At 68.1% G+C, this 25,193-nt stretch carries 28 protein-coding genes; 6 read left to right on the top strand and 22 right to left on the bottom strand.

Features of this window, described 5'->3' with window-relative positions; all coding sequences use genetic code 11:
- Window positions 1-71 precede the first annotated feature (71 nt).
- The 8 genes from GO308_RS17385 to GO308_RS17350 are packed head-to-tail and all read right to left on the bottom strand — an operon-like array spanning window position 72 to window position 7,678.
- The gene (locus GO308_RS17385; protein ID WP_066547057.1) at window positions 72-644 is read right to left on the bottom strand and encodes a uracil-DNA glycosylase family protein; all 573 of its coding nucleotides are present in this window, start codon (window positions 642-644) and stop codon (window positions 72-74) included.
- Window positions 641-1,873, bottom strand: a complete 1,233-nt coding sequence (locus tag GO308_RS17380) for an FAD-dependent oxidoreductase (protein WP_240886303.1) — start codon at window positions 1,871-1,873, stop codon at window positions 641-643. The genes GO308_RS17385 and GO308_RS17380 overlap by 4 nt, the downstream gene beginning before the upstream one ends.
- Before the next feature lie 53 nt (window positions 1,874-1,926).
- Entirely contained in the window at window positions 1,927-3,021 is a 1,095-nt protein-coding gene (locus GO308_RS17375; protein ID WP_240886302.1) for a beta-lactamase family protein, read from the bottom strand.
- On the bottom strand, window positions 3,018-4,112 hold the full coding sequence (locus GO308_RS17370; protein ID WP_240886301.1) for a hypothetical protein: 1,095 nt from the start codon (window positions 4,110-4,112) through the stop codon (window positions 3,018-3,020). Before GO308_RS17370 ends, GO308_RS17375 begins: the two co-directional genes overlap by 4 nt.
- Window positions 4,109-4,918 carry an alpha/beta hydrolase gene (locus GO308_RS17365; RefSeq protein WP_240886300.1) on the bottom strand — a complete coding sequence of 270 codons (810 nt, stop codon included), beginning with the start codon at window positions 4,916-4,918 and terminating at the stop codon, window positions 4,109-4,111. Before GO308_RS17365 ends, GO308_RS17370 begins: the two co-directional genes overlap by 4 nt.
- Complete coding sequence (locus GO308_RS17360; RefSeq protein WP_240886299.1) at window positions 4,915-6,222, bottom strand: hypothetical protein; 1,308 nt, start codon at window positions 6,220-6,222, stop codon at window positions 4,915-4,917. The genes GO308_RS17365 and GO308_RS17360 overlap by 4 nt, the downstream gene beginning before the upstream one ends.
- A 17-nt stretch (window positions 6,223-6,239) precedes the next feature.
- Window positions 6,240-7,076 (bottom strand): AraC family transcriptional regulator, encoded by an 837-nt coding sequence (locus GO308_RS17355; RefSeq protein WP_240886298.1) that lies wholly within the window; start codon window positions 7,074-7,076, stop codon window positions 6,240-6,242.
- Window positions 7,073-7,678: a DedA family protein gene (locus GO308_RS17350; protein ID WP_197417190.1), complete on the bottom strand. Its 606-nt coding sequence runs from the start codon at window positions 7,676-7,678 to the stop codon at window positions 7,073-7,075. Before GO308_RS17350 ends, GO308_RS17355 begins: the two co-directional genes overlap by 4 nt.
- A gap of 187 nt (window positions 7,679-7,865) precedes the next feature.
- Between GO308_RS17350 and GO308_RS17345 the strand changes: the two genes are divergently transcribed.
- Window positions 7,866-8,507: a peroxiredoxin-like family protein gene (locus GO308_RS17345; RefSeq protein WP_066482197.1), complete on the top strand. Its 642-nt coding sequence runs from the start codon at window positions 7,866-7,868 to the stop codon at window positions 8,505-8,507.
- Window positions 8,508-8,520: 13 nt separating this feature from the next.
- Here GO308_RS17345 and GO308_RS17340 read toward each other — a convergent pair whose 3' ends face one another.
- The gene (locus GO308_RS17340) at window positions 8,521-9,408 is read right to left on the bottom strand and encodes a LysR family transcriptional regulator (RefSeq protein ID WP_240886297.1); all 888 of its coding nucleotides are present in this window, start codon (window positions 9,406-9,408) and stop codon (window positions 8,521-8,523) included.
- 122 nt (window positions 9,409-9,530) lie between these two features.
- Here GO308_RS17340 and GO308_RS17335 point away from each other — a divergent pair, with 122 nt between their 5' ends.
- Window positions 9,531-10,325 (top strand): 1-acyl-sn-glycerol-3-phosphate acyltransferase, encoded by a 795-nt coding sequence (locus GO308_RS17335; RefSeq protein WP_240886296.1) that lies wholly within the window; start codon window positions 9,531-9,533, stop codon window positions 10,323-10,325.
- Here the strand turns inward: GO308_RS17335 and GO308_RS17330 are convergent.
- The 9 genes from GO308_RS17330 to GO308_RS17290 form a co-directional block, all read right to left on the bottom strand.
- Window positions 10,322-11,290 (bottom strand): YeeE/YedE thiosulfate transporter family protein, encoded by a 969-nt coding sequence (locus GO308_RS17330; RefSeq protein ID WP_240886295.1) that lies wholly within the window; start codon window positions 11,288-11,290, stop codon window positions 10,322-10,324. The two genes, GO308_RS17335 and GO308_RS17330, sit on opposite strands and share 4 nt — an antisense overlap.
- Window positions 11,287-11,775, bottom strand: a complete 489-nt coding sequence (locus GO308_RS17325; protein WP_066482180.1) for a hypothetical protein — start codon at window positions 11,773-11,775, stop codon at window positions 11,287-11,289. The genes GO308_RS17330 and GO308_RS17325 overlap by 4 nt, the downstream gene beginning before the upstream one ends.
- 41 nt (window positions 11,776-11,816) lie before the next feature.
- Window positions 11,817-12,284, bottom strand: a complete 468-nt coding sequence (locus GO308_RS17320; protein WP_066482179.1) for a YHS domain-containing (seleno)protein — start codon at window positions 12,282-12,284, stop codon at window positions 11,817-11,819.
- A 138-nt stretch (window positions 12,285-12,422) separates the two neighbouring features.
- Window positions 12,423-13,307 (bottom strand): GNAT family N-acyltransferase, encoded by an 885-nt coding sequence (locus GO308_RS17315; protein WP_231726154.1) that lies wholly within the window; start codon window positions 13,305-13,307, stop codon window positions 12,423-12,425.
- A 51-nt stretch (window positions 13,308-13,358) separates the two neighbouring features.
- Window positions 13,359-14,747, bottom strand: a complete 1,389-nt coding sequence (locus tag GO308_RS17310) for an NAD(P)/FAD-dependent oxidoreductase (protein WP_240886294.1) — start codon at window positions 14,745-14,747, stop codon at window positions 13,359-13,361.
- 100 nt (window positions 14,748-14,847) lie between these two features.
- Entirely contained in the window at window positions 14,848-15,408 is a 561-nt protein-coding gene (locus GO308_RS17305) for a chlorite dismutase family protein (RefSeq protein WP_197417192.1), read from the bottom strand.
- Window positions 15,409-15,430: 22 nt separating this feature from the next.
- Entirely contained in the window at window positions 15,431-17,611 is a 2,181-nt protein-coding gene (locus GO308_RS17300) for a TonB-dependent receptor (protein ID WP_240886293.1), read from the bottom strand.
- 74 nt (window positions 17,612-17,685) lie between these two features.
- Complete coding sequence (locus tag GO308_RS17295; protein WP_240886292.1) at window positions 17,686-18,423, bottom strand: hypothetical protein; 738 nt, start codon at window positions 18,421-18,423, stop codon at window positions 17,686-17,688.
- A 25-nt stretch (window positions 18,424-18,448) separates the two neighbouring features.
- Complete coding sequence (locus GO308_RS17290) at window positions 18,449-18,925, bottom strand: hypothetical protein (RefSeq protein WP_240886291.1); 477 nt, start codon at window positions 18,923-18,925, stop codon at window positions 18,449-18,451.
- A gap of 127 nt (window positions 18,926-19,052) precedes the next feature.
- On the opposite strand from GO308_RS17290, the gene GO308_RS17285 reads away from it, so the two are divergent.
- From GO308_RS17285 to GO308_RS17275, 3 genes are all read left to right on the top strand, one after another.
- On the top strand, window positions 19,053-19,517 hold the full coding sequence (locus tag GO308_RS17285) for a hypothetical protein (protein ID WP_240886290.1): 465 nt from the start codon (window positions 19,053-19,055) through the stop codon (window positions 19,515-19,517).
- Between the two features lie 155 nt (window positions 19,518-19,672).
- Window positions 19,673-20,596 carry an AraC family transcriptional regulator gene (locus tag GO308_RS17280; protein ID WP_197418956.1) on the top strand — a complete coding sequence of 308 codons (924 nt, stop codon included), beginning with the start codon at window positions 19,673-19,675 and terminating at the stop codon, window positions 20,594-20,596.
- 110 nt (window positions 20,597-20,706) lie between these two features.
- On the top strand, window positions 20,707-21,522 hold the full coding sequence (locus tag GO308_RS17275) for a hypothetical protein (protein ID WP_066547010.1): 816 nt from the start codon (window positions 20,707-20,709) through the stop codon (window positions 21,520-21,522).
- Here the strand turns inward: GO308_RS17275 and GO308_RS17270 are convergent.
- Window positions 21,510-22,472, bottom strand: a complete 963-nt coding sequence (locus GO308_RS17270; RefSeq protein ID WP_240886289.1) for an AraC family transcriptional regulator — start codon at window positions 22,470-22,472, stop codon at window positions 21,510-21,512. The two genes, GO308_RS17275 and GO308_RS17270, sit on opposite strands and share 13 nt — an antisense overlap.
- A gap of 328 nt (window positions 22,473-22,800) precedes the next feature.
- On the opposite strand from GO308_RS17270, the gene GO308_RS17265 reads away from it, so the two are divergent.
- Window positions 22,801-23,394 carry an NADPH-dependent FMN reductase gene (locus GO308_RS17265; RefSeq protein ID WP_066482269.1) on the top strand — a complete coding sequence of 198 codons (594 nt, stop codon included), beginning with the start codon at window positions 22,801-22,803 and terminating at the stop codon, window positions 23,392-23,394.
- 6 nt (window positions 23,395-23,400) lie between these two features.
- On the opposite strand, the gene arfB is transcribed toward GO308_RS17265, so the two are convergent.
- From arfB to wrbA, 3 genes are all read right to left on the bottom strand, one after another.
- Window positions 23,401-23,805 (bottom strand): alternative ribosome rescue aminoacyl-tRNA hydrolase ArfB, encoded by a 405-nt coding sequence (gene arfB, locus GO308_RS17260; RefSeq protein ID WP_240886323.1) that lies wholly within the window; start codon window positions 23,803-23,805, stop codon window positions 23,401-23,403.
- Window positions 23,801-24,478: an RNA pseudouridine synthase gene (locus GO308_RS17255; protein ID WP_240886288.1), complete on the bottom strand. Its 678-nt coding sequence runs from the start codon at window positions 24,476-24,478 to the stop codon at window positions 23,801-23,803. Before GO308_RS17255 ends, arfB begins: the two co-directional genes overlap by 5 nt.
- Before the next feature lie 101 nt (window positions 24,479-24,579).
- Window positions 24,580-25,182, bottom strand: a complete 603-nt coding sequence (gene wrbA / locus GO308_RS17250; RefSeq protein WP_066482155.1) for an NAD(P)H:quinone oxidoreductase — start codon at window positions 25,180-25,182, stop codon at window positions 24,580-24,582.
- Window positions 25,183-25,193: the final 11 nt, after the last annotated feature.

Genomic DNA, 25,193 nt, shown 5'->3' with positions numbered 1-25,193 from the left:
CACCGTCGCAGGCCGGCCCGAGGATGGGTGCGTGCGCACCCCGGGGCCGTCTTCCCGACTGCCGCGGCGCCTCAGACGAATTGGCGGACGCGTGCTTGCAGTCGAGGCAGTACCCTCTCGGCAAACCAGGGATTGCGCGCCATCCAGCCGGCGCTCCGCCAGGATGGATGCGGCAGCGCGATCACGTCCGGGCCCCAGCGGTGGGCCTCCCGCACACGGTCCGTCATCGACATTCCCGGGCTGCGCGGCAGATAGCGCGCCTGCGCATGACTACCGACCAGCAAAGTCAGCCGGTCCGCGGGCAGCACCGCGAGCACCGCATCGTGCCACAGCGGCGCGCATTCGGGGCGCGGCGGCAGATCGGCCCCCGCGCCCTTGCCGGGATAGCAGAAGCCCATCGGCACCAGCGCGACGCGTGCCGGATCCCGCAGCGTGGCCGGTTCCAGCCCGGTCCATTCGCACAGCCGTTCGCCGCTCGCATCGTCCCAGGGCACGCCGCTCGCGTGGACGCGGGCCCCGGGGGCCTGGCCGATGATCAGCAGCCGCGCAGTCGGGCTGAAGCGGACCACTGGGCGCGGCGGATGCGGCAGATGCCGGGCACAGTGCGTGCACCCGGCAATCCGCGCCGCCAGTTCGCCGCTCATTCCCGGATGAGTTCCTTCAGCGGCACGGTCGTGTCGGCGAGCCGCTCGGGGTCGATCCGCGCGCGCGTCGTCACCAGCGCGCGGCCCTGGACATAGTCGCGCGTCGCATTGACGCAGTCGAGCGCGATCACCCGGCCCTCGCGCAGATAGAGGACGGCGAACTGCCGCGCCGCGGGGTCGCCGCGCAGCACGGTCGCGTCATGTCCCGCCGACAATCCGACGGTCTGGAGCTTGAGGTCGTACTGGTTAGACCAGAACCACGGTACCGCATCGTAATGCGCGGGCTCGCCCAGGATCGACTGGACCGCGACATTGGCCTGGTCGTGCGCGTTCTGGACCGATTCCAGCCGGATCATTGCCCCGCCGGCATAGGGATTGGCATGGTGTGCGCAATCTCCGATCGCATAGATGTGGGGCAGCGAGGTGCGGCATTGGGTGTCGACATCGACGCCGTTGCCCCCCGCCGCGCCCGCCGCCAGCAACGGCGCGACGGCGGGGACGATGCCGATTCCGACGATCACCATCTGCGCGGGCAGCACCGTGCCGTCGGTCAGCCGCACACCGCTGACCCGGCCTTCATCGCCCTCGATCGCCGCGACGCCGCTCGACAGGCGGATGTCGACGCCGTGCGCGCGGTGTTCGGCCTCGTAAAAGCGCGACAGGTCGGGGCCGGCGACGCGGGCCAGCACGCGGTCCTGTGCCTCGACCACGGTCACCGCCCGCCCGAGCTTGGTCAGCACGGCTGCCGCCTCCAGCCCGATATAGCCGCCGCCGATCACCACCACGTCGCGTACTTCGGGCAGTTCCGCGATCATCCGGTCGGCATCGGCGCGGTCGCGCACGCAATGGACACCGCTCAGCGCGTGGCCGGGGCACGCGATGCGTCGCGCCCGACCGCCGGTCGCCCAGATCAGGTCGCCATAACCGATCGTCGCGCCGCCCGCGGTGTTCAGCCGCCGCGCAGCCGGATCGACCGTGGTCACCTCGGTACCGGGCAGCAACGTGACCGCGCGCTCGGCCCAAAAGCCGGCCGGACGGATCAGCATGCGCTCGAACGGCTTGTCGCCCGCCAGATAGTCCTTGCTGAGCGGCGGGCGTTCATAGGGCAGCTCGGGCTCGTCCCCGACCAGCGCGATCGTCCCGGCAAAGCCGCGCTGGCGCAGGACGATCGCGGCCTGTGCCCCGCCATGCCCAGCGCCGACGATCACCACGTCGAACCTGTCCGCCATCCCGTCATCCTCTTTCCTGCTCGCGGTCCTTTGGCGGACCCCCGCGCGACGGTCTATCCCGTAACTGCGCTGCCAAGCATGCGCAGCATCTCCCGATGAAGCGCGTGGGTGCCGTCGTTGGACGGGGACGGCCGCCACGCGGTCTTGACCATCGCCGTGCCGGTCCGCCCATCGATCAGCAGTCGCTGGCCGTGCACGCCGATCGCGCCGATCACGCCGTCGCCCTGCTGCCACCACAGGTCGCGATAGCCCCAGCCGCGCCGCTCAACGTCGTCGCCGATCGCCTGGATGGGGCCGAACATCCGGGCGACGCTCGCCTCCGCCATCACCTGCCGGGTGCCGACGCCACCGCCCCCGCTTAGCATCGCGGCAAGGCGCGCCAGATCCTCGGGCACGGCGTTCAGCCCGGTGCCGGCGATCTCGTCGCCTGCGGTGTCGAGGATGAGGTGGGCGGGATGCGCCGCGCCGATCGGCACCCATAACAGCTCGCCGAGCAGATCGCCGAGCCGCGCCCCCGTCGCCGCGCGCAGCACCCAGCCGATCATGTCGGCGACCGGGGTGCGATAGGCGAATCCGTCGATCGGGGCACGCCGCCCGATCGTTTTCAGCGCCGCGCGCGTGCCGCCGGGGGCATCGCGCCAGTAATGGCTGGAGTAGCGATGAATCTCGCCGCGCGGATCGGCATAGCTTTCGTCGAACGCGACCCCGTCGCGCATCGCCAGCAAAGCGCCCAGCGTCGCGTCGGCAAAGGCGGTGCCGCGAAAGTCGGGCAGATAGTCGACCACCCGACGCGTCTCCGTAACCGCGCCCTGGTCGATCAGGATGCGGGCGATCAGGCCGAAAACCGACTTTGTGACCGAAAACAGCATATGCCGGTCGTCGGCACGCATCGGCGGACGATATTCTTCGTGATGGACGGCACCGTCGGTCACCGCGATCACCGCGCTGGCATCGGCGGGCGCGATCATTGTGGCCCAGCCGGGCGGATCGGGCCGGATCGCCCGCGGCAGCGCACGCGGCCGGACGGCGGCGGGCACGATGCGATGCGGCAGGAACGCGTCGGTATGGCGAAATGCCCAGGCTTGCGTCGCGGGCGCCTTCCAGTCGGTCGGGTCGAAACCGGCGGGCGGTGGCTCGGGACGGATCATGCGGTCGGCGGATAGAGCCTGACGAGCCGCCGTTCCAGCTGCCATAGCCGGATGAAGTCGCGCCACCGGTCGGGCCGGAAACCACGCTGCCGGTTCGCTGCGCCGATCGCGAACAGCCACCGGAACTGGGTGAACAGCACGCGATAGGCGTCGCGCAGCCGCATCCGGCTGTCCCAGATGTGCGTCGCCTCCGCCCCCGCGCCGTTGACCTCGACGATGCGGAACCCTTCGCCGCGCTGGAATGCCGCGAAATCGCCGAAGCGCACGTCGAAGCGGCCGAAATGGAATTCGGGAATGGCGCGCGCGATCTGGTCGAAGCGCGCAGTGAGCTCGGGCGTGATATGGCGCGCGCCATCGCGAAAGATCGCGCCGCGGCTGTGGCTGCCGGCAAAGGCCAGCCGCACGCGCTCGCCCGCCGCGACGATCAGGTCGAGGCGATCGGGATGGCGGTGGAAATAGAGGTGGTGGAGCGGGCCGGCGCGTGGATCGGCAAGGATCAGCGCGCGCAGCGTCGACCGCCCGTCGCCGACGACATGCGGAAAATGCTTGAGCGTCAGCGAGAAAATGTGCCCCTGCGCCGCACCCGGCGGACGGACGTAGAATACGCCGGCTTCGCCCTCGACATCGACCATCTGCTGCAAAAGCAGCCGGTGCCCGGCGGGAAACGCGGCGAGATAGGCGACCAGTTGATCGACATCGCGCACCGGCCGCACGCCTGCGCCGCGGCAGCCCAGATCGGGCTTGGCGACGACCGGCAGGCTCAGGCCCGCCGCAGTCATGGCCGCGCGGGCACGTGTGGCCGCCGTCGTGGCGTCGTCTTCGCCCCGGTCGAACGCGATATAGGGCGCCACCCATTGCCGCGCGTCGCCACCGACCAGGTCGAGGATCTGGCTCTTCGATTCGCCGACCAGCCCGCCCGCCGGAAAGCTCGGATTGGCGAGCAGCGGCAGGCGCAGCCCGCGGTGCCGGATCGCCAGCAGGACCAGCCACGCCCAGACCGGCGGATAGAAGCGCCACGCCGGCCAGAACTCGAAGCGCGAAACCACCGGCGCGGGATCGAGCGGCGGCATGGCGGGGCTGCCCGTCATCATGTCGCGCGCGCCATGATCGCGATTTCGCGCGCGATGACGCGGGGGTGCTTCCAGGGCAGGAAATGGTCCTGGCGGTCGAGGCGGATGACGCGCAACGGGTGCGCGGCGGTGAAACGCGCGGTCATGTAGGGCACGTTGGCATAGGGCACCTGTACATCGGCGGTGCCGTGGATGATCGTCACCGGCTGGCGCACGTCGTCCAGTCGCGGGGCCAGCGCGATCAGCTCGTGCTTCAGCGCCAGCAGCTCGCGATTGGCATTGGCCAGCATGCGCGGCAGCAGCCCCTTGAGCGTCAGCCATTCGCCGACCCATTGTGCGGGGTGCACCTTTTCCTGTCCCGGATCGAGCGCGGCGGCGAGCAGGATCACCCCGCCGACGCGTTCCGGCATTCGCGCCGCCGCCGCGGCCGCGACGGGCCCGCCATAGGAATGGCCGACCAGGATGGGCCAATGGCCGTTGCGCGCCACGAGCAGCGGGGCGATCGCATCGGCATGCGCGGCGAGCGTGACGACCGCATCCGCTGGCTGCGACTGACCAAAGCCGGGCCGGTCGATCGCCAGATATTCGAACCCCACCGGCGCGCTTTCGACGGTCGCGCGCCAGCCCGCCGCGTCGCCCGGGGTGCCGTGGATGAAGATGACCCGCCGTCCGCCCGGCGTGCCGCCGCGCAACATGCTGATCCGCCAACCCGGCGGCGCGGCGGTGGTATAGCTTTCGCGCGTCACGGCGGCGGGCTCGGCCGGCTTGTCCGCGCTGCCCGCCAGCCCGACCGCGGCGAGTGCCAGCGGTACGGCGCGCGCCTTCATGCCGCCAGCGTGTCGGCCGTGTCCACGATCAGCCGGGCATGGCATCGCCGTACGGCCGGGGCGGCGCGCCGGGCCAGCGCGCGCGCGCCCGCTATGTCCCCGCTGCGCAACAGCGCGTCGACCGCGATGCGTGCGAACAGGTCGCGCTGGACCACGCTGCCGCCCGCCAGGTGCAGCTGGTCGTGCACATGGCCCAGGCGCATCGCCGCGCGCGGATAGTCGCCGGTCGCGTGCGCGATCATCCCGGCCAGCGCGTCGGGCATCATCATGCGCCACGGCGCTTCGTCCCGTCCCGCATGGGCATCGGCCGCCGCGATCAGATCGCCCAGGGCGTCGCCTGCGTCGCTGCGTGCCAGCGCATAGGCGTAATGGAGGTCCAGGAAGCCATCGACTGCGTCGCCCGCGAACGGTGCGATTTCGCGCGCCAGCTCCGCCCAGCGGTCGCCGACGTCGCCACCGGCCAGCTCGAGCCGCGCAAGCAGCGCCACCGCGTTGATCTGGTCCTGACAGTAATCGTGCCGTCGCGCCCACACGCGCGCATCGTACAGCTCGATCGCGCGCGCCATGTCGCCCAGCTCGAGGTGAAACAACGCGGCGTGCCACCAATTGTGGGTGTAGAGAAAGGACGAGCAGTCCGCCCAGGCGGCCGCATGGCTTTCGAGCCAGTCGACGCCGTCACGCGCACGGCCCATGGCGTCGAAGGCATGGGCCAGCGCATGGTGCGCCCATGGATCGTCAGTGAGGGCGATGCCGCGCCGGGCCGCGCGCTCGGCGCCGCGCGCATCGCCGGTCTCGCCGAGCGCGAAGGCGTGCATCGCGTGGACGCGGCCGTCGAGTTCGTGGTGACGCACCAGCATCGTCGCGGTGCGCAGCATATCGGCGGAACGACCGCTGGCGAATTGCAGATATTGCAGCAGCTTGGCGGCGAACAGGTCGCGCGGCTCGTTGTCGAGCACCGCGGTCAGCCGGGCAATCGCCAGCTGCGGCTGCCCGTCACCCCATGCCAGGATGGCGGCGATGACGCCACGTTCGCGTGCGCTGTCCGCCCGGCCCGCCCGGGCACCGTCCAGATAGGGCCGGGCGCGCGCAATCGCAGCCCGGGTCAGCGCGAACAGGTGCGCGGCCGCGCCATAGGCCTGGGCGATCGCGCATTCAGGGTCACGCGCGATCGCGGTGAAGACGATCGCCGCGCCCTGACCATAGCCGAGCAGTTCCTCCTCAAAGGCGTGCAGCAGGGCAGCGACCTCGGGATCGTGCGTCGATACGGCCAGCCCGCGCGGTGTGCTGAATCTTGTTCCGGTCATCGCAGTCCCGCCGTCGCTCACGCCACGACCTGATTGTTCAGGCCGCTGCGGATGCCCCCGCGGTAGGCGGCGGGCGTCGTGCCGACAATACGCCGGAAGCGTCGCGTAAGGTGGCTTTGATCAACGAAGCCGCACGCGGCGGCGACCTGGCTCGCCGGCTCGCCGATCGCGAGCAGCCGCCTGGCCATGTCGATCCGCGCCTGGGTCTGGAATTGCCAGGGCGTCAGGCCGGTTTCCGCGCGAAAGACCCGGATCAGGTGGAATTTGCTGATCCCGGCGATCTCGACGAGTTGCTCCAGGGTCACGCGCTTGTTCGCCTCCGTCATCAAATGCTCGCGCACGCGGCGCACGGCCTCGCGTTCGACGCTCTGCGCCGTGGCACCGGCACCCAGGATGGCATGTTCGACCAGCAGCGCAAGAAAATCAGTCAGCGCGGCTTCGCGGTCGGCCGCATCGGCGGTCGACACCAATGTCTCGGAGAGCCGGGTGAAGGCGCGCGCGACATCGGCGTTGGTGATTACCGGGCCGGCCAGGATCGGCAGGCCGCTTTGCCCCGCCGCGGCGATCGCCCGTCGCATCCGCTCGGGCGGGAGGAACAGCGCGCGATAGCCCCACCCCTTTCCGGGCAGGCTGCCGCCTTCGTGCACGACCCCGGGGTTGATCGTGCGCAGGCTGCCCGCTGCCGACCTGCCGGGCTGGCCGGCCTGGACAAAGTCCTCGGTGCCTTCGGTGGTCAGCCCGACCAGGTAATCGGCGTGACTGTGCGGCGGGAAGCGGTGCTTGCGGTAAAAGGCGTGGACATGCTCGACGGCAAGGTCGGCGTCGAAGCGGAAGATCGCATATTCGCCCTTCATGATGCGGCATCGGTCGGTAGCGCAGCCGCCGGGCGAAGCCAGCGACGCAGGAGTGCGGGCGACGCGGCGATCAGCACGACAACGCCGATCGCGATGCCCCAGCCGAGCCCGCCGAAGCGGCCGACGCCCTGCATCCCAAGCTTGGAGGAGATCACGAAGAGCAGCGGCGTCCACAGCAGGGCGGTGCCGATCACCGCGGCAAGGAAGGGCTTGATCGGCATGCGGACCGCGCCGGCGGCGAGATAGACCGGCAGGCGAAAACCCGGCGCAAAGCGCGCGAGGATGACGATTGGCAGGGCGTTTCGGCTGATCCAGGCGAGCGCCGACTGGACGAGCGGCTGGGCGAGCAGGCGCGCGATCGGCCCAAAGCTTCCGAACCAGCGTGCGGCGACATAAAGGACCACGTCGCCCAGGATCGTTCCGGCCAGCAGCGCCGCAATGGCGATGCCGGGATCCAGCAGCATCTGGGATGCGAGCAGTGCGACGGTGACGACCGCGACGTCCTCGAGCAGGAAGGTCGCGATCAGGATGGTCACGACCAGCGGAACCGGCTGCGTCGCGACCGCGGTCAGCATATCGGCAAGCGCGTAGCTCGGTTCCATCGTCTCGCTCCACATGGCCGGATCGGCACATCCTTGTGGCGGAGCGCGCGAGCCGCGAGAAATGCCTGGTTGCGATTGGTTCGATAGCCGGTGTGCATTGCATCCCCGGCGGCGATACGCGCCGCCTATCGAACTGATGCGCGCTGCCCCCTTCCGTCGGACCCGGTTTCGCGGGCATAGGGCCGACATGGCTCAGCCCCCGACTCTTCGCGACAAGCTGGTCGAATGCAGCCAGACCCTTGAGGACTGGATGCCGATCTATGACGCCTTTGTCGCGCGATTGCGGGGCCTGGGCGTCGGCGAGCTGGCGCCCAGGCCGGGCGATCGGTTCGTCGATTTCGTCCTGCCCGACATCAACGGCCGCTTTCACTCGCTCGACACGATGGTCGCCAATGGCCCGCTGGTGCTCAGCTTCAATCGCGGCGGCTGGTGTCCCTATTGCCGCAGCGAGCTTGCGACGTGGCGCACGCACGAGGCCGATCTCGCCGGGCTTGGCGCGCGCTTCGTTTCGATCGCGGCGGAAGTGGGCGGGCGCGCAAAGGTGCTCGGCGACATTCTGGGACCGGGGGCGCTCGTGTTGTGCGACATTGATCACGGCCTTGCGCTCATGGCCGGGCTCGCCTTTCACTGCGAGGCCGATCTTCGCCGCCGCTACCTCGACTGCGGCCTCGATCTTTCGGAAATCTACGGCACCGACAATGGGCTTCTGCCGGTCCCCGCGACCTTCGTGCTGACCCCGGACAAGATCGTGCGCTATGCGTTTCTCGATCCCGATTTCCGCAAGCGGGCCGATCCGTCGGACGTGCTTTCCGTCCTGGCGGCGCTCTAGGCGCCGGCGCAAGTCAGCGGTCGGGCCATGCCCGTGCGCGCGCGGCACGCACGAACGCATCGGCCGCAGGCGATCGCTTGCGTCCGGCGATCCCCGCCAGCACCACCGGCGCCATCATGTCGGCATCCAGGATGGACAGCACGCCCAGCCGCTCGTCCACCCCGGGGGTGACCATCAAAGCGCTGCCCAGCCCACCGCGCACCATCACCAGCGTCTGGTCGTAATGGTTCGTGCGATGGCGAAAATCAGGGGTAAAGCCGGCGAGCGCGGCCTGCGCGCGCAGCCGGGCCGCGCCGTCACCGCCGCAATCCACCCAGATCTCCGACGCAAGCTCACCGATCGGCACCTCATGGCTGCGCGCCAGCCGGTGGTCGGGGGCGGTGATCATGCGATAGGTCTGGATGAACAGCCGCCATGCCTCCAGCCGTTCCGGCCCGCCATCGGGCGCTTCGACGAGCAGCAGGTCAAGCTCGCCCTTCATCGCCTGATCGATCAGGTCGCCGGAATGGCCCGTGGTCATGCTCAGCTCGAAACCGGGCAGGCTGTCGGCGACCGACCGGATGACTTCGCTCAGCGCCGAGCAGGATGCGGAATGCGCCACCCCCAGCGACAGCGGCGCGACCTGCGCCTTGTTGAGCCCCTGCGCCAGCGCCTTGGCGGCCTGTGCGGCCTCGAACGTCCGTTCCAGATGCGGCAGCATCATGCGGCCCAGATCGGTCAGATGAGTCAGCGATCGTTCGCGACGGAACAGCAGTCCGCCGAGCTCGTCTTCAAGCTTTTGCACCGCACGGGTCAGCGACGGCTGCGTCACATTGCATTCGTCCGCCGCGCGCGTGAAATTGAGGGTGCGCGCGACGGCAAGGAAATAGCGGACCTGATGCATCTCCATGTTCAGAATCACCCAGTGCGGCAACGGCCACTCTCCGCCTCTCGGTGCCACGCATTGGACGCGATTGCGATTCGTTTGTGGCGATGCGGGGGCGGATTGAGCAAGGATCAAAAACTGCGCGCGAATGCGAAATCGTGAACGCGGGCGTGCCGGGCGCCGGGGCCGTCCGCCGGATCGTCGCCGCGTTGCGGATCGTGCGCTTCGTCGTCACCGTCCTCGTCGGCATCGCCATGCTGCTGGTACCCCAGCTGCTGTGGCTCGCCGCAACGCGGGGACGACCGTCGCCGATCGCGCGGCTGTTCCACCGGATGCTGTGCGCCGCGCTCGGCATCCGTCGCGACGTGGTCGGGCGTTTGTCGGCAGCGGGTGCAGCACCGCTGGTCGTCGCCAACCATATGTCGTGGACCGACATCCTCGTGCTCGGCGCGACGATCGATGCGACTTTCGTCGCCAAATCGGACGTCCGCGGCTGGCCGCTGCTGGGATGGCTCGCCGCGCTCAACCCGACCCTGTTCGTGGCGCGTGGCGCGCGCGGCGCGGCGCGCGACCAGATCGCACAGCTCGCGGCGGCGCTGCGCCGCGGGCCGGTCGTGTTGTTTCCCGAGGGGACGACGTCGAACGGCCGCCGAGTCCTGCCGTTTCGGTCGACGCTGTTCGCCGCGGCGGGCGGCGCGGTGCAGCCGGTGACGCTGTGTTACTCGCCTGGTCCGCCGCGCGCCTGGGAACCGGGCGAGCTGGAAGCGGTGGCGTGGGACGGCGACAAGGAATTCCTGCCGCATTTCCTGATGATGATCGCGCGCGGACGGTTGCGTTGCCGGATCGTGCTGCATCCGCCCGAGCCCGCCGACGGTGATCGCAAGCGGCTGGCCGATCGTTGCCGGACGGTCATCGCCGCCACGCTCAACCACCATCTCGGCCAGCAATCCTAGCGCATCGCCGCCATTCGCCGCTCGATCCAGCGCGGCAGGGCGAGCATCAGGCTGGCGCCCGCGATCAGCGCCAGATAGGCGACCGGCGCGTGCGGCGACAGGCCGGGAAAGCCGTGCAGGACGAGCGCATCGTTGCCGCCGGGGATCCAGGCGGTGCCGATGCCCATGACGAACCCGCCAACCAGTCGCTGGGGCAACTCACGACCGTTGAGCCGCGGAACGAACGCATCGGTGCGCCACGCCGCGAACATCGCGCCGCCGACGCTCGCAAGCGAGATCAGCAACAGGTCGAAATCGGCGATGCCGCCGGCGCGCATCGTCTCCGCCCCGCGTTGCAGGACGATCGTGTAGGCCCAGCTGCCGTGAAGCGCATAGAGCAGGCCGCCGGTCACGCCCATCACCGCTGCTGCGCCCTCGGGCGACCAGTCGCCCCCGTCGCCGCGCCGCGTCCGCCCGCGCACCAGCTCATGCACGACGAAGACCCAGGCGATGACCAGGACGATGACCGCCGTCGTGCCCATCGTCTCGAGCAGGCTGCGCCCCATCGGTCGGGGTGCCGAAACGACGCCGTGCGCGAACGCGGCCGCCTGAAAGCCGCCGAGCATGCCGAGCAACGTGGCAAGATAGCTGAAATCGCCGGCGCCGAGCCGGATGATGGTCCCGAACGAGCAGCCGCCGTTGATCGCGGCGCCCGCGCCGAACGCCATCCCCGCCAGCGCGGCGGTCAGCGTCGGGAAATAGATGGCGGAAAGATGTGCATCGGGATCAAGCCACAGGATCGGAACGCTGATCGCGATGACCCACAGGCTGCAGCGGAAGAAGGAGAGGAACAGGCGCGGCGACCGGCCATCGAAGACGCCCTCGATCCCGCGGACGATGCAGATGCTGCCACGGCGAGCGGCATAGCCAAAGGCCAGGCCGCTCGCCGCCGAAAGTGCCAGGATGACCGGCGACGCCCCGTTCACGCGAAGCTGGTCTTGCCCTTGCCGCCGCCGACCAGCGCGAGAAGCCGGTCGCGGTTGACCAGGATGAGGATCGCGGACGAAATCCACACCAGGCACGCCAGCCCGAACAGCAGCCCGCCATCCTGCGTCCCGTCGGCATTGGGGACCGACACGCCGAGCGGGGTGAACAGGTGAAAGACGATTGCGCCGGAAATCACGCCCATCGCCATCAGCGCCCCGAAGGGACGCAGGCCGCGCAGCGCCGGGATCAGGCTGGCGAGCAGGATCAGGCTCGCGACCAGTTCGGCCGAACCGATCACATATTGGGAGAAGATGCCCGACGGCGCGAACAGGCCGGGAAAGCCGAGGCCCGTGGCCCATGCATCCAGCGTCCCGAAGATGTGCACCGTCTCAGGCGAGTTGGTGAACTTGAAGAACAGCGACTGGATGAACACGAAGGCGATGAACAGCACGAAGATCGGCTGAATGCGGCGAAGGATCGACATCGGACATTTCCCTCAAAATGCGGTGAGCGTGACGCCAGCGGTTACTTGGCGAGCAGTTTCGGCCAGTTGCCGTCGGCGGCCTTGATGTGGCCGGGGATATTCTTCGACCAGCGCTCGCCGACCTCGGCGTTGTAGTTCAGATAGAGCTTGCCGTTGACGACCTTCCACACCTTCGGGTCACCCGACGCGGTATAGCCCTGGCTCACCGCCCAGGCGCAGTAGCCGCCATATTGCGGGGCATAGGCGGCGGGGTTCGCCTTGAACTTCGCCAGATTCTCGGCACTGGCAAAGCGGAACTCGGCACCCTTGTAGCTGGTCTTGAACTTGGCATCGCCCTTCACCGGCTTGCCTGCGGTGAAATAGGCGACGGGGTCGTAGCCCGACACGGCGACGTTATCGAGCAGGCCGGTATAGACGGGCTCGGTCTTTGCCCAGGCCGCGGCGGGCAGGCCGGCGGTGAACGCCAGGCTGCCGGCGATCATGACGAGCGAGCGGGTGAAACGGCGCATAACAATCTCCATCATCCAATTCGGGGAAGGCGTGCGGCACGCCTTCGGCATCCGTCATTTGGACCTGATGGGACGCTGACGGAAATGCCGGGTTCCTATGCTTTCGATGCGCAATCGGCATGTAACCGGTCGGGGCGCTCAGCCGCCATGCGGGGGCCGTGGCGGCTGGACCAGGCCGAAGCGGCGCCCATAGCGGCCGACGATATGCTCGACGGGCATGACCATGAACACGTCGACCGTGTTGAAGTCATGGTCGATGAACGCGCCGTCGCCAACCTTGGCACCGACGCGCAGATAGCCCTTGATCAGCGGCGGCAATTCCCGCCCGGTCAGGTCGCCGGTCACCGCGCCCTCGTCCATTTCGACATGATGGTGCGCCAGCGTGCGCACGCGGATCTCCGCGGCGGCCAGGTGAAAGCGTTTCAGATAGGCGAGGCTGTCGGCGTGCACGCGCGGATCGGTACCGCCAAAGGAGGCACATCCGAACAGGAAGCCGATCCGGTGCGCCTCCAGATAGGCGGCGATCGCGCGCCACAACAGGCTGATCGTCGCGTGGTTGCGATAGGCCGGCGCGACGCACGATCGGCCGAGTTCGAGCAGCTGCGTGCCCATTCCTGCCGCCAGCCCGTGCCGCAGCAGCGGTTCGAGGTCGTATTCGCCCGCCGAATAGAAGCCGCCGACCTGCATCGCCACCCGCTCGCGCAGCAGCCGATAGGTGCCGACCACCGGCAATCCGGGCAGCGCATGGTCGATCACGACCAGATGGTCGCAAAACTCGTCATAATGATCGCGGTCGAGCGATGCGCCGCCCGCCGATGACCCGCCCGTCGGCCGTGCGCCCATCTCCTCGACGAAGATCGCGTGGCGCAGCGCCTGGGCACGGACGATGTCGACCCCCGCCGCGAGCCGCACCTCCAGCGTGCCCGCGTGGTGAGTCAGCTGCGCCGGATCGATCTCGGCGTCCTCGATCCGCGGGCAGCTGCCCGGCCATGTTCCGCCCATCGTGCCCATTCCCCTCAGCATCGATTCGCCGCCCGCCTCAGTCTGGTAGGATATTGCTGCATCTGGTGCGCGTCACGCGACCGCATCCTCCCCGCGCGGGGCCGGGCGGGGCGGCGATGCCGCTGGATCGCCGCCGGTGATCAGCCGCGCCCCGCGGTTGAAAGTGACATAGTGCCACAGCCAGTTCGCGCCGACGACGATGCGGTTGCGAAACCCGACCAGGAAATAAATGTGCGCGATGCACCAGAACAGCCAGGCGATCGTACCGCGCAGCTGGAAACGGCCGAAATCGGCGACCGCGCGGTGCCGGCCGATCGTGGCGAGGTTGCCCAGATTCCGGTACGCGAAGGGCGGCGGCAGCTGGTCCGTCCGGCCCGCGATGCGGGCGGCGAGCGTGCGGGCGACATGCTCGCCCATCTGCTTGGCGGCGGGCGCGACGCCCGGCTGCGGACGTCCGTCGGCCTGGGGGCATGCGGCGACGTCGCCGATCAGAAAGATGTTGTCATGCCCGGCCAGGCTCAGGTCGGGTTCGACCTTGACCCGGCCCGATCGATCGGCGGTCTCGGCGCCCAGCCATTGCGCGGCGGGCGATGCCATCACTCCGGCACACCAGATCACACAGGCCGAATCGATCCGCTCGCCGCCCACCTCGACCCCCTGCGCGTCGATCCGGGTCACCGGTGCGCCGAAGCGCAGCTCGACGCCCAGTCCCTCGAGCGAACGGCGCGCGCAGTCCGACAGCGCCTCCGGAAAGGTGCCGAGCACCCGCGGGCCGCTTTCGATGAGCAGGATGCGTGGCTTCGACTGCATCACCGCACGGAAATCGTTGCCCAGCGCGTGGCGGGTCAGTTCGGCGACTGCGCCAGCCATTTCGACGCCGGTCGGCCCCCCGCCGATCATGACAAAGGTCAGCTCACGGTCGCGATCGGGGCCGGGGGGCAGGTTCTCAGCGCGCTCCAGCGCCAGCAGGATCGATCGTCGCAACCGGGTGGCGTCGTCGATGGTCTTGAGCCCGGGCGCGAGATCGGCCCATTCGTCGCGGCCGAAATAGCTGTGGCGCGCGCCGGTGCCGATGACCAGATAGTCATAGCTGACCGGTGCGCCCTGGCGCAGCAGGACGTGCCGGGCGGACTTGTCGACGCCCGTGACCTCGTCGAGCAACACACGCGCATTGGGCTGGTCGGACAGGATGCTGCGGATCGGCGCGGCGATGTCGGCGGGGGACAGGCCGGCGGTGGCGACCTGATAGAGCAAGGGCTGGAACAGGTGGTAGTTCTGGCGGTCGATCACGGTGATCCGCGCATCGGTCCGGCGCAGGCTGCGTACCAGCGACAGGCCGCCAAAGCCCGCGCCGACGATGACGATGTGGGGTCGGCGGTCCGGACCTTTCCGGTCGGCGATGACGGTTTCGCCTGCATGTGCGGGGACGACGCTGGTGTGTTCGATGACCTGACGCTGCATGGCTAGGGGTTCCCGACCGCTTGATGTGCGTGGCAACGCCGCGCGCGGTGAAGCTTCTTCTACCGCACCTGCGAACGGAAATGCCGATCACGCATCAACATCATGCATAACGCGGCTCGGGCTCCAGCCAGAATTCGACCTCGCGTTCGACAAACGCCCATTCCTCGCTCGCGCGCAACGCGTCGAGCAGCGCCTGAAAGCCGGCATCATACCCCTGGTCGAATTCGAACCAGGTCAGGAAATCGAACGGGCCCCCCAGTTCGCGGCAATGGAACAGCGTTCGGCGCACGCGCGGCAGGTGGTCGAGCCCGATCGGCGTGTGGCGGCCACGACGATAGATGGCGAGCCGCTCGTCCTGCGCCAGCGCCCACCATGCGGCGGACTTGCGGATGGGGATCAGCACCGCACGGTCGCTCGGCGCGGGTTCCTGCCCCGCGAACGGCGCGGCGAGCGCCGAACGTTCTTCGCGCGTGGTATAGCGCAGGTTGCTGGTCGTCCCGGCGAGCATCCACGTCCAGGCGGCGGGCGGATGCTGCGCGATATGGCTCACCCGGTCGACATCGCTCCCCACGATGGCGACCTGGCGCGATACACGCCACGCCCCGTCGTCGCTGCCATAGAATTGCCGCCGCATCGGCGTGGCTCCGTTCGGCTCGCTCATTGCAATCTCCGCGCAGTCATCTTCAGAACCCGAAACGTACGCTCGCCCGGATATCGCGGCCCGCGATCGGGGCGAAGTCCTTGAGCAGGCTCGCGTGGCGCCGCCCGGTCGCATCGAACAGATTGTCGGCGCTGAGCTGAAAGGCGAGCTCGGGCCGTGTCGGAACCGGCCGCCACGTCATGGTCAGGTTGACGGTCGCATAGTCGTCGGTCGGCGTCTCGAACGGCGACAGCCGTCGCTGCGCCGCGACATATTCGAGCTCGGCGCGCAGGCTGAGCGTACCGCTCTCGCCGCCGATCGCACCCAGCGCGCGAAAGGGCGGGATGCGCGGAAAGGGTGAGCCATCGGCCAGGGTGGCGCGGTTGTAGTCGGCCAGCCCGTCGAGCATCAGCGTCCAGTCGGCGAACCGGGCGAGGCGCACGCGCCCCTCAAGCTCGAAGCCCCAGAAGGTCGCGCCGACCTGGTCAAAGCTGAATACGGGCAGATTGTCGATGATCTCGCCCGTTTCGCGTGCGAAGATGGCGCTCGAAAATTCGGTGTAGTGGAGCGTGCCGCCCAGCGCCCAGATCGGGGTCTCGTGCCGCACGATCAGTTCGCCGCCATAGCTGCGTTCCAGGTCGAGCGCGGTGTTGCCGAGCAGCGTGCCCTGGGTGCCGGGGTCGATGCCCTGGGTCAGCAGTTCCTCGACCACCGGTGCGCGTTGGCTGTAATTGGCGTTGAACGCGACGTTCCAGACGCCGAAGCGGCGATTGACGCCCGCAGCAAAGGAAACCGCGTCATAGCCGCGATCGAAAACGGGGTTGCGCAGGATGTCGTCCCGGTCGGCCTCGACCTCGATCCGCTCGTAGCGGGCGGAGCCCTCCAGCCGCCATTCGCCGAGCGAAATGCTGTGCAGCATGAATGCAGCAAATTGCGATGTCCGGTTTGGCGGCAGCAGGGGTGCGGGGCCGACGACGCTGAAATTTCGCTGGTATAGGACGGCCCCGAAGGTCGGCTGCCAGGCGCCGATCGGGGCCAGGGCCGCTTCGACCCGGCCCTCATACGCCGTGTTCAGGAAGGTGGCGGTTATCGTGTCGTCGGTCAGGATCTCGTCATGCGCATAGTCGGCATAGCCGAAGCGGCCGCGGATCGTCTCGATCCCCGCCGGCCCGTCGAACTCGAAGCGCAGGTCGAACCGCTGCTGGTCCAGCTCGATCCGCGAATCCAGCACTGCGCCATCGGGCTCGAGCGAGAATCGGGTGGGCAGGCCATATTCGCTTTCGAACGTGCCGAATGAAATGCCGACCTGGCCCGTCGCCAGGATGATCGAGGCGCCGCCCGCGATCTCGAAGGTGCGTGCGGCCGAACTGGGCAGGTCGCCGGCCAGATCGGCCAGCGCGCGCACCGCCGGGTCGGGCGACGCAAGCGCCTGGGCCCGCTGGGTCGGACCCAGGATGAAGCCGCCGGTTTCGAGCAACCCGGATCGCAGGAACTGGCCATCGGCATGGAGCACGATGTTCGATCCGACCCCGACATTCACCGCCGCCGCAATGCTGCGTTCATTGGCCGCGCTGGCGAAGCCGGCCTTGACCACGCCGTCGATGCCCTCGGGCAGGCGGCGGGGAATGCGGTTGGTGACGCTGTTGACCACGCCGCCGGTCGATCCCGACGCATAGAGCAGCGCGGTCGGCCCGCGCAGGATTTCGATGCGTTCCGAGACGATCGGATTGATCGCCACCGCGTGGTCGGGGCTGGTGTTGGACACGTCCAGGCTGCCGATCCCGTCGATCAGCAGTCGCGCGCGCTCGCCATTGAAGCCGCGCAACGTTGGTCGCGACGCGCCGGGTCCGAAGGAAGCGGACGACACGCCGGGCAGCCGTGCCAGCGTCTCGCCGATCGTCGCGCGGACGTTGCGCGCCAGCGCGTCCGCCGTCAGCGTCGATCCGGACGCAACATCGGCGCGGCGCGACTTGGTGCGCATGCCGGTGACGATGATGTCGGGCGGCACGTCGTCGATCGCCATCGTCTCCAGCGCATCGGTCGACATCATGTCGTCCATGTCTGTGACTTGCGGCGGTGCCGCGTCCTCGGTCGGCACTGCCGCCTCGGCAGGTGGCGGGGGCGGCACGGCATCCTGTCCGGGCCGGGCAAGCGCGACCGTCGGAGCGGCGATGCCCGCGACGATAAGCGCCGCGCTGAGACGCAACGTGGCGGGTGCAGGCATCGGTACTCGCTACAAAAAGGGGGGTGCGGGGCGGCCCGGGGGAAAGCCGCCCCGCTGGGAGTGTCGTGTCCGGGTTAGTTGATGCGGTACACGACGGGGCAGTTGACGACGAAGCCGACCGCGCGGAAATCACCGCCGTCCAGGCTCTTGAGGTAGCCGCGCGTCGACATTTCGGCCGCCTGCAGCGCGCTCGTCATGCGATAGCGATAGCCCTTCTTGATCGCTTCGTCGGTCCAGACGGCGGGGAACAGCCGCCACATCGGCGAATAGTCGAGATTGATCGTCGGGATGCCGCCCAGAATGTTGAGCGGTCCCCGACCGTCGGTCAGGGCGCTGACCAGGCCCTGGCGATGCGGGTTGTCGAGGCCGGTCGGGCCGTTGACGACGACGACGATGCGCTCGGCCGACTCGCCGGGCGATGCGTCCTCGAGCGCGAAGGGCAGGTCTTCGAGTGCAGGCGCGAACGTCGCATTCTCCAGCGCGGCGACCAGCGGGTTGTTGGCTTCGGTCGAGAGATACTGGATCGGCTTGTCGAAGGTGAAACCCAGCGTCATCGACAGCGTCACGGTCTCGTCACGCGGACAGATGGCGACGACCTTGTCGTGCACCTTGCTGTGATCGACATTGCCTGCGCACATCGCGTTCAGTTCGGCTTCGCTGGCCTGGCTGACCACCGGCGCGTTCAGGATCACCGATTTGGCCGAGTTTTCGACATAGACCATCGGCGTATAGGTCGCGTCACCGACCGATCCCGGCTGGAATTTGGCCGGCGGGAACGGGGCGTTGGCGGGTCCGGGCGTGACGCCCAGCACCGGCTTGAAATCGACGCTGCCGCTTTCACTTGAAATCGACGCTGCCGCTTTCAAAGGTGAACGACCCGTCCTTTTCGATGGTCGCGCGGCGAGCGCCGCGACCCGTCAGGCCATAGGCCATCTTCGGCGCATAGTTGACGCCGTGCAGGTTCGAGAGGTTTTCGTCGGTCGTGTCGGTGATGATGAACCACACCGGGGTGCCGTTCTTCAGCTTGCCCTTGCGCAGCGGAAGGGTGGCCGTGCCCTTTTCCAGGTCGATATGCGCGGACTTCAGCATCACCACCGGGCCCAGATATTCGGGCTTCACCTCCGAGGGGGAGGGCTGCGCGACGATGGTGCGCAGATCGGGGTAGATCGAGCCCGGCGCCTGACGGATTTCGTCGAGCGGCTTGCCTTCCTTGCCACGGACCACGACTTCGGCGGCGGCGGGGCTGATCGCGCCCAAGGCGACGGCACCGACGCTGGCAAACGCACACAGCTGACGGGTGAAAACTCTTGGCATGATGTCCCTATCCTTCGATCGATTCGTTGGTTCGCGGCCCGACTCGATCGGTGCCACTGACGCATGATTAGAGAGCCGGCGACCGCGGGGCTTTCGCATTGGCACCGCTTTTGCGCGAACTTGCCGCGTGATCGCGCAGCAAATTCCGCTAAAACCAGGCCGGACGACGCAATATCGCGAAAGGCCGGGTGGTCGCCACGCCGGTATGTTCTTGCTTTGGAAGGTGCGCGCGATGCCCTGGCGACGGCTGTTCTTTCAGGACCTGGAGCACCCGCAGCCGGTGGAAATCCCCCCGGACCTGACCCTCGTGACCTTGCGGCTGATTGAGAATCCTTCGCCGGACGAGGTCGCCTTCTACGACGAGGCGGAGCGGGCGACGTTGCTCGACTGGTGCCGGAGAGGCCAGTTTATCTTGGCTTTATGCAATACGGCGGGGACCGAACTGGAATTGCTTTGCCCATCGGACCGGGACACGACGCACGCGCTCGTCATGTCGATGCCGTTCGTCGTCGCGGGGCTGTCGACCTTTCATCTGCGGCCGATGATGCTCCTTCGACTATCGCCCGCCGTGATCCCGGCAAAGATGAATTGATCGCGGGCACGACCTTTTCACGGTTTTGCCATTTTGCCCTTTTCTGGGCACCGGCATCGCTGCCGCGTTGAAGCGTCGGCGTCGTCAGGATATCTTGTTTCCACGGCGTAACGGGTGAGGGTTGCCCGGTTCTGCGCCGTTGAATGGAGGACCGCATGGAACGCGCGGATCCTGGCAACGTGCTGCGTTACGGCGGCGCGACCGGTAAGACATGCTATGATTCAATCCGCTTTTCGGGGCCGCCGAAAGCGGAATTGCTGAGTGCTTCTTCATCGACGATCACGGTGGTGCGCCACATCGCCGTCAACGTCGAAGGGGAGGCGCGGGCTCGCGCCGTGATGAAGCGCGACGACTATGATCTGCTCGCGATGAACCTGAACGGAAGCGGTCAGTATGATCGCTTTGAAGGCGGCAAATGGGTGCGCGCGCCACTGCGCCGCGACGACATCAGCTTTATCCCGCACGGCTATGAATCGATCGTGGAATGCCCGCCTGAACAGGCGGCGTTGCTGATCTCGTTTCCGAGCAGCCTGCTGGGCAGCGCGGCTGCCGAAATGGGCACGACGGAACTCGAGCCGATCCACACCGAACCCAATGCGCGGCTCGCGCAGCTCGTGCGTTTCCTGGTCGGGGAGGTACGAACGCCGGGTTTCGCGGCCGACGTCATGCTCGACGGCATCGTGCGCGCGATCGCGGCGACGATGATCCGTCAGGATGCGGCGCATCGCGTCGCGGAGGCCGATCGCATCTACCTGACGCCGCTCCGGCTCAACCGGGTGATCGAGTTTATCGAGGCGAACCTGTCACGCGACATCGCGCTGACCGACCTGGCGCGCGTCGCCGGGCTTTCGATCTTCCATTTTGCGCGGGTGTTCAAGCGCGCGACCGGCCAGACGCCCTATCAGTTCGTCTGCCATCGCCGGTTGAGCGAGGCCTGCCGGATGCTCGCCGCCGGCGAAGTGCCGCTTGCACAACTTGCCCTGTCGTGCGGCTTTTCCAGCCAGGCGCATTTCACCGCTGCGTTCAGCAAGGCGATGGGAATGCCGCCCGGTCGCTACCGGCGGGTCGTGCTCTCCTGACGCGGAGACCGGCCGACGCACGATTTTGATAATTGCGACATTGCACGAAATACATGGTTTGCTGCGCAGCATAAATCGGTTGGGTCACCCAGTTTATCGGGAGCTCAACAATGAAATATCTTGCAATGGCCGCCGTCATCGCCGGCCTGGGGGGTGCGACACCCGCATTCGCCCAGTCGGAGGAATGGACGCCGCTGACGAAGGACTTTTTCGGCGAACTGACCGCGCCGTGGATTCCGGTGCCCAATGGTGACAGCGGTGCGCCCCGGCAGGGCTGGCTGGCGACCGCGGACGGCTTTTTCACGCGTGAGGCGCATCTCGCTTATTCCTACACCGACGCGACCGCGGAAACGCACGAGGTGCTGGCGCGCTTCAACTATCCGCTGTCGCGGCGGTTTTGGATCGGCACCGAACTGCCCTTCTATCGCGACGTTGGGGGGGAATCCGATGTCGGCGACGCGACGATCACCACCCAGGTGATGTTGCTCGAAAACCGCAACCTCTCCGTCAATGCCGGCGTCGGCTGGCGTATCCCGGTCGGGTCGCGCGACGTCGGTGGCGGTGTCTTCGCGGCCGAACCCCAGCTCAATTTCTGGACCGACGTCGGGAGCGGTTTCGCGCTCCGCGGCCGCGTATCGTACGCATTTCCGGATTCGGGCGTGGATGAGAGCTTCGCGCTCAACTTCGCGATCGGCCAGACCTTTACCGATCATGACAAGGCACCACTCGGCGATCTGACCTGGTACATCTCGGGCAATTGGCGTGAATCGCTCAGCGGCCCGGGCAGTTATGTCAGCATCACGCCCGGCGTGCGCACGCATCTGGGCGGCAACCTGTTCGCGCTGGCGGGGATCGAGATCCCGCTGACCGATCCGGACAATTCCTTCCGCGAACGCTTCATCTTCCAGCTCGTTCAGGGCTTCTGATCGTCCGCAGCGACATCAGCGGCCGGGTCGCCGGGGTCTGGCGCACGCCAGCCCCGGTGGCGTCGATATTCGACCGGGGAGATGCCCATCACCTCCCTGAACCGCGTCGAAAACTGTGCGTGCGACGAAAAGCCCGATTGCACCGCGACCTCCGCGATCGGCAGGTCGCCGCCGGCAAGCAGTGCACAGGCATGCTCGATGCGCTGCCGGATCAGATACGCATAGGGCGGGTAGCCGGCGCTGATCCGGAACGCCCGGACGAAATGATAGCGGCTATAGCCGGCGACCATCGCCAGATCATCCAGCGTGATCCGGTTGGCCAGGTTGGCCATGATATATTCGCGCACGCGGCGCACCGTGTGCGGGGCCAGCGTCAGCCGGGGCGGCGGCACGAAGCTGCCGCCCTGGGTGGCGAGCGAGGCGAGCCGCACGATCAGCGCGTCCAGATAGGGTTCCGCCAGCGCACTCCAGTCCGGCTGATCGCGGGCCGCCAGCACCGCGTTGAACAGGTTGGCGGTCAGCGGGTCATATTGGCCGATGCGTTCGGCGAGCCGGACATTTGCCGGATCGCGATTGAACGCTTCCCCGACCATCTCGCCGAACCGGTCGGGGCGCACATAGATATGGGCAAAGGCGATCGGGCCCTCGGTGTTCCAGTGATAGCTGCTGCCGCTTTCGACGGTGGTGCAGCTGTTCAGCGCGACGATCTCGTCCCGGGTCTGGCCGGCCCCCTTTCGCACCACGCGTTTGGGCCCGCCCTGATGGAGCACGAACAGGTGATGGTCGAGCGCGGGCTGGCGCATCTCCGCATCGCTGCCGGTCCATTGCTGGATGATGGCGCGGTCGAGGTGATGCGGACCGAAATCGATGACGCCCGTGCTCGCCTCGAACCCGCGCCATTGCAACGGATTGAGGTGGCCACCGCCTAACTGACTGCGCGACGTCGCCAAATCTGTTCCCCCGGGGATGCGCCGGTGGTGTCCCGAAGCGGCGAACCGATGGCTGCATACCCCATGGCCCATGTCTAAACCGACTGGCCCCGCGGCTGTATGGTATCAAATTGCGCGAGGCGGCCGCCCGAGCGACTCCGAGCGCCGAGTCGTGCGAATGCGGGACGATCGCCGCAGCTCCGCCATCTTCGGTTTTCGGTCTCGGTCGCCGCGGCAGTTTGCTGCAAGACATCGGTCGGGATCGATCCGATGGCAGGCGGGTTGGGACGGACAGGGGAGGACACCCGACCGATCGACCCGCCTGATGAACCCCGGGGGCACCGCGACGATGAAACCGCTCAAGCTACTGACTTTCTACGGTTCCTATCGATCGGATCGCGCGGGCATCCGCCTCGCGCGCTATGCGGTCGACCGCTTTGCGGCGCGTGGCCATGACAGCCGGCTGGTCGACGCGCAGGCGGTCGGCCTGCCGATGCTCGACCGGATGCACAAGGAATATGCGCCCGGCACCGCCCCGCCGGCAATGGCCGAACTGGCCGGACAGATCCGCGATGCGGATGGTTTTGTTTTCGTCGTTGGAGAATATAATTGGGGTGTCCAGCCCGGATTGAAGAACCTGACCGACCATTTCCTCGAGGAATGGTTCTGGCGACCCGCCGCGATCATCAGCTACTCGGCGGGACGACTGGCGGGTGCACGTGCCGGACTCGTCTGGCACGGCACCCTGTCCGAAATGGGTATGGTGGTGATTTCCAGCACGGTGACGGTGGGCGGGATCACCGGGGCGCTCGATGCCGCGGGCAAGCCGATGGGCGACGGCGGCGCCGCGCTCGAAGCGACATTTCCGCGCTTCGCCGATGACCTTGAATGGTGGGCCAATGCCGCGCGCAGCCAGCGTGCGGTCCAGGCGCCGCCCTACTGACCCGGCTCATTCGTCGCGCACGCGCGCCCGTCCGGCCTTGATCTGCGCGCGCCCCTTTTTCGCGTCGACGCGCCGCGCCTTGGCCGCGCGGCTCGGCTTGGTTGCGACGCGGCGGGCCTGACGCACATGCGCCTGCGCCAGCAGCGCCAGCGCGCGTTCACGGGCATCGACGCGGTTGGCCTCCTGCGTGCGGAACCGCCGCGCGACGATCAGCAGTTCGCCCGCCGCGGTCAGCTTGCCGCCCGCCAGCTGCTTCAGCCGCTGCCAGGCGTGCGGCGGCAGGCCCAGGCGGAATGCGTCGATGCGCAGCTGGACCGCGGTCGCGACCTTGTTGACATTCTGCCCGCCGGGTCCGGTCGCCGCGAGAAACCGTTCCTCGACCACCGCGGCCTCCAGCGCGGCCGCGTCAATCACCGCCGTCCTCCGCAGCGGGTTCGGCAAAGCCGAGCGCGGTGAACCGGGCGGGCAGCGGCGCGTGCGCGGCGACCGCAGGCTTGCCGGCGCGCGGCATGACCAGGCGGTGCGCGTGGAGCAGGGTCAGCGTCTGCGCGATCGGCCGGCCATAGATGGGGTCGCCGGCAACCGCGATCCCGATCCCCTCGGCGGCGTGGACGCGAATCTGATGCGTGCGCCCGGTCTCGGGCCGGAACGCGACGAGCGCGCGGCCGTCGACTGCCGCGATGCGCCGCCAGTGCGTGCGCGCGGGCTTGCCGTCGGCGGAACCGACCATGCGCCACCCGGCCTCGCGCGTGCTTACCTTGGCGAGCGGCAGGTCGACGGTGCCCGTATCGGCATCCGGCACGCCGTCCAGGACGGCCAGATAATGTTTCACGACCGCGCCGCCCTCGAACGCCTGCTGGAAGCGCTTGTGCGCCTTTGGGTTGCGCGCCAGCAACAGGCAGCCGCTGGTGTCGCGGTCGAGCCGGTGGACCGGGTGCGGCGCGCGCTGGAAGCCGAAGGTGAGCTCGTCCAGCATCGCCTCGACACTGGCGCTGCGATCGCGGGGGCGATCGACCGGCAGGCCGGCGGGCTTGTCCAGCACCAGCGCCTCGCCGTCGATGAAGAGAACGCGATCGGTCAGCATCGCGCTCCCTTCGCAGGTTTGCCGGGATTGGAAAAGGGTTGGCGCCGCTGCCGCCGGTCGGGGAGGGGGACCCGGGGGCGTGCAGCGGCGCCGGCCGCGCGTCAGCCGTGCAGCTTCACGGCCACTTCGGCGATGCGGCGGCCTTGATAGCGCGCCCCGTCCAGCTCGACCGCGGATGGCTGTCGGCTGCCGTCGCCGTCGGCGATGGTGGTCGCGCCATATGGCGATCCGCCCTTCACTTCGTCGACGCCCAGCTGGCCCTGAAACCCATAATCAAGGCCGACGATCGTCATGCCGAAGTGCATCAGGTTCGTCAGGATCGAAAACAAAGTTACTTCCTGTCCGCCATGCTGGCTCGCGGACGAGGTGAAGGCGCCACCGACCTTGCCGTTGAGCGCGCCGCGGAACCACAGGCCGCCGGCCTGGTCGAGGAACGACGCCATCTGGCTCGGCATCCGTCCGAAACGGGTCGGGGCGCCGATAACGATCGCGTCGTAATTGGCCAGTTCCTCGACGCTGCCGATCGCGCCATGCGCGCTTTCGGTCTTGAAATGCGCCGCCGCGACGACCTCGGCGGGCGCGGTTTCGGGCACGCGCAGCACGTCGACCTGGGCGCCCGCACCGCGCGCACCGTCGGCGATCGCGTCGGCCATCTTCTCGATATGTCCGTAGGACGAGTAGTAGAGCACCAGAACCTTGGCCATTGTCATTCTCC

Origin of the sequence: Sphingomonas sp. SFZ2018-12 (assembly GCF_022496715.1) — a bacterium.
Classification (GTDB): Bacteria; Pseudomonadota; Alphaproteobacteria; order Sphingomonadales; family Sphingomonadaceae; genus Sphingomonas.
Note: the sequence above shows the minus strand (reverse complement) of the source record. Positions and strands in the feature narration are given on the sequence as shown.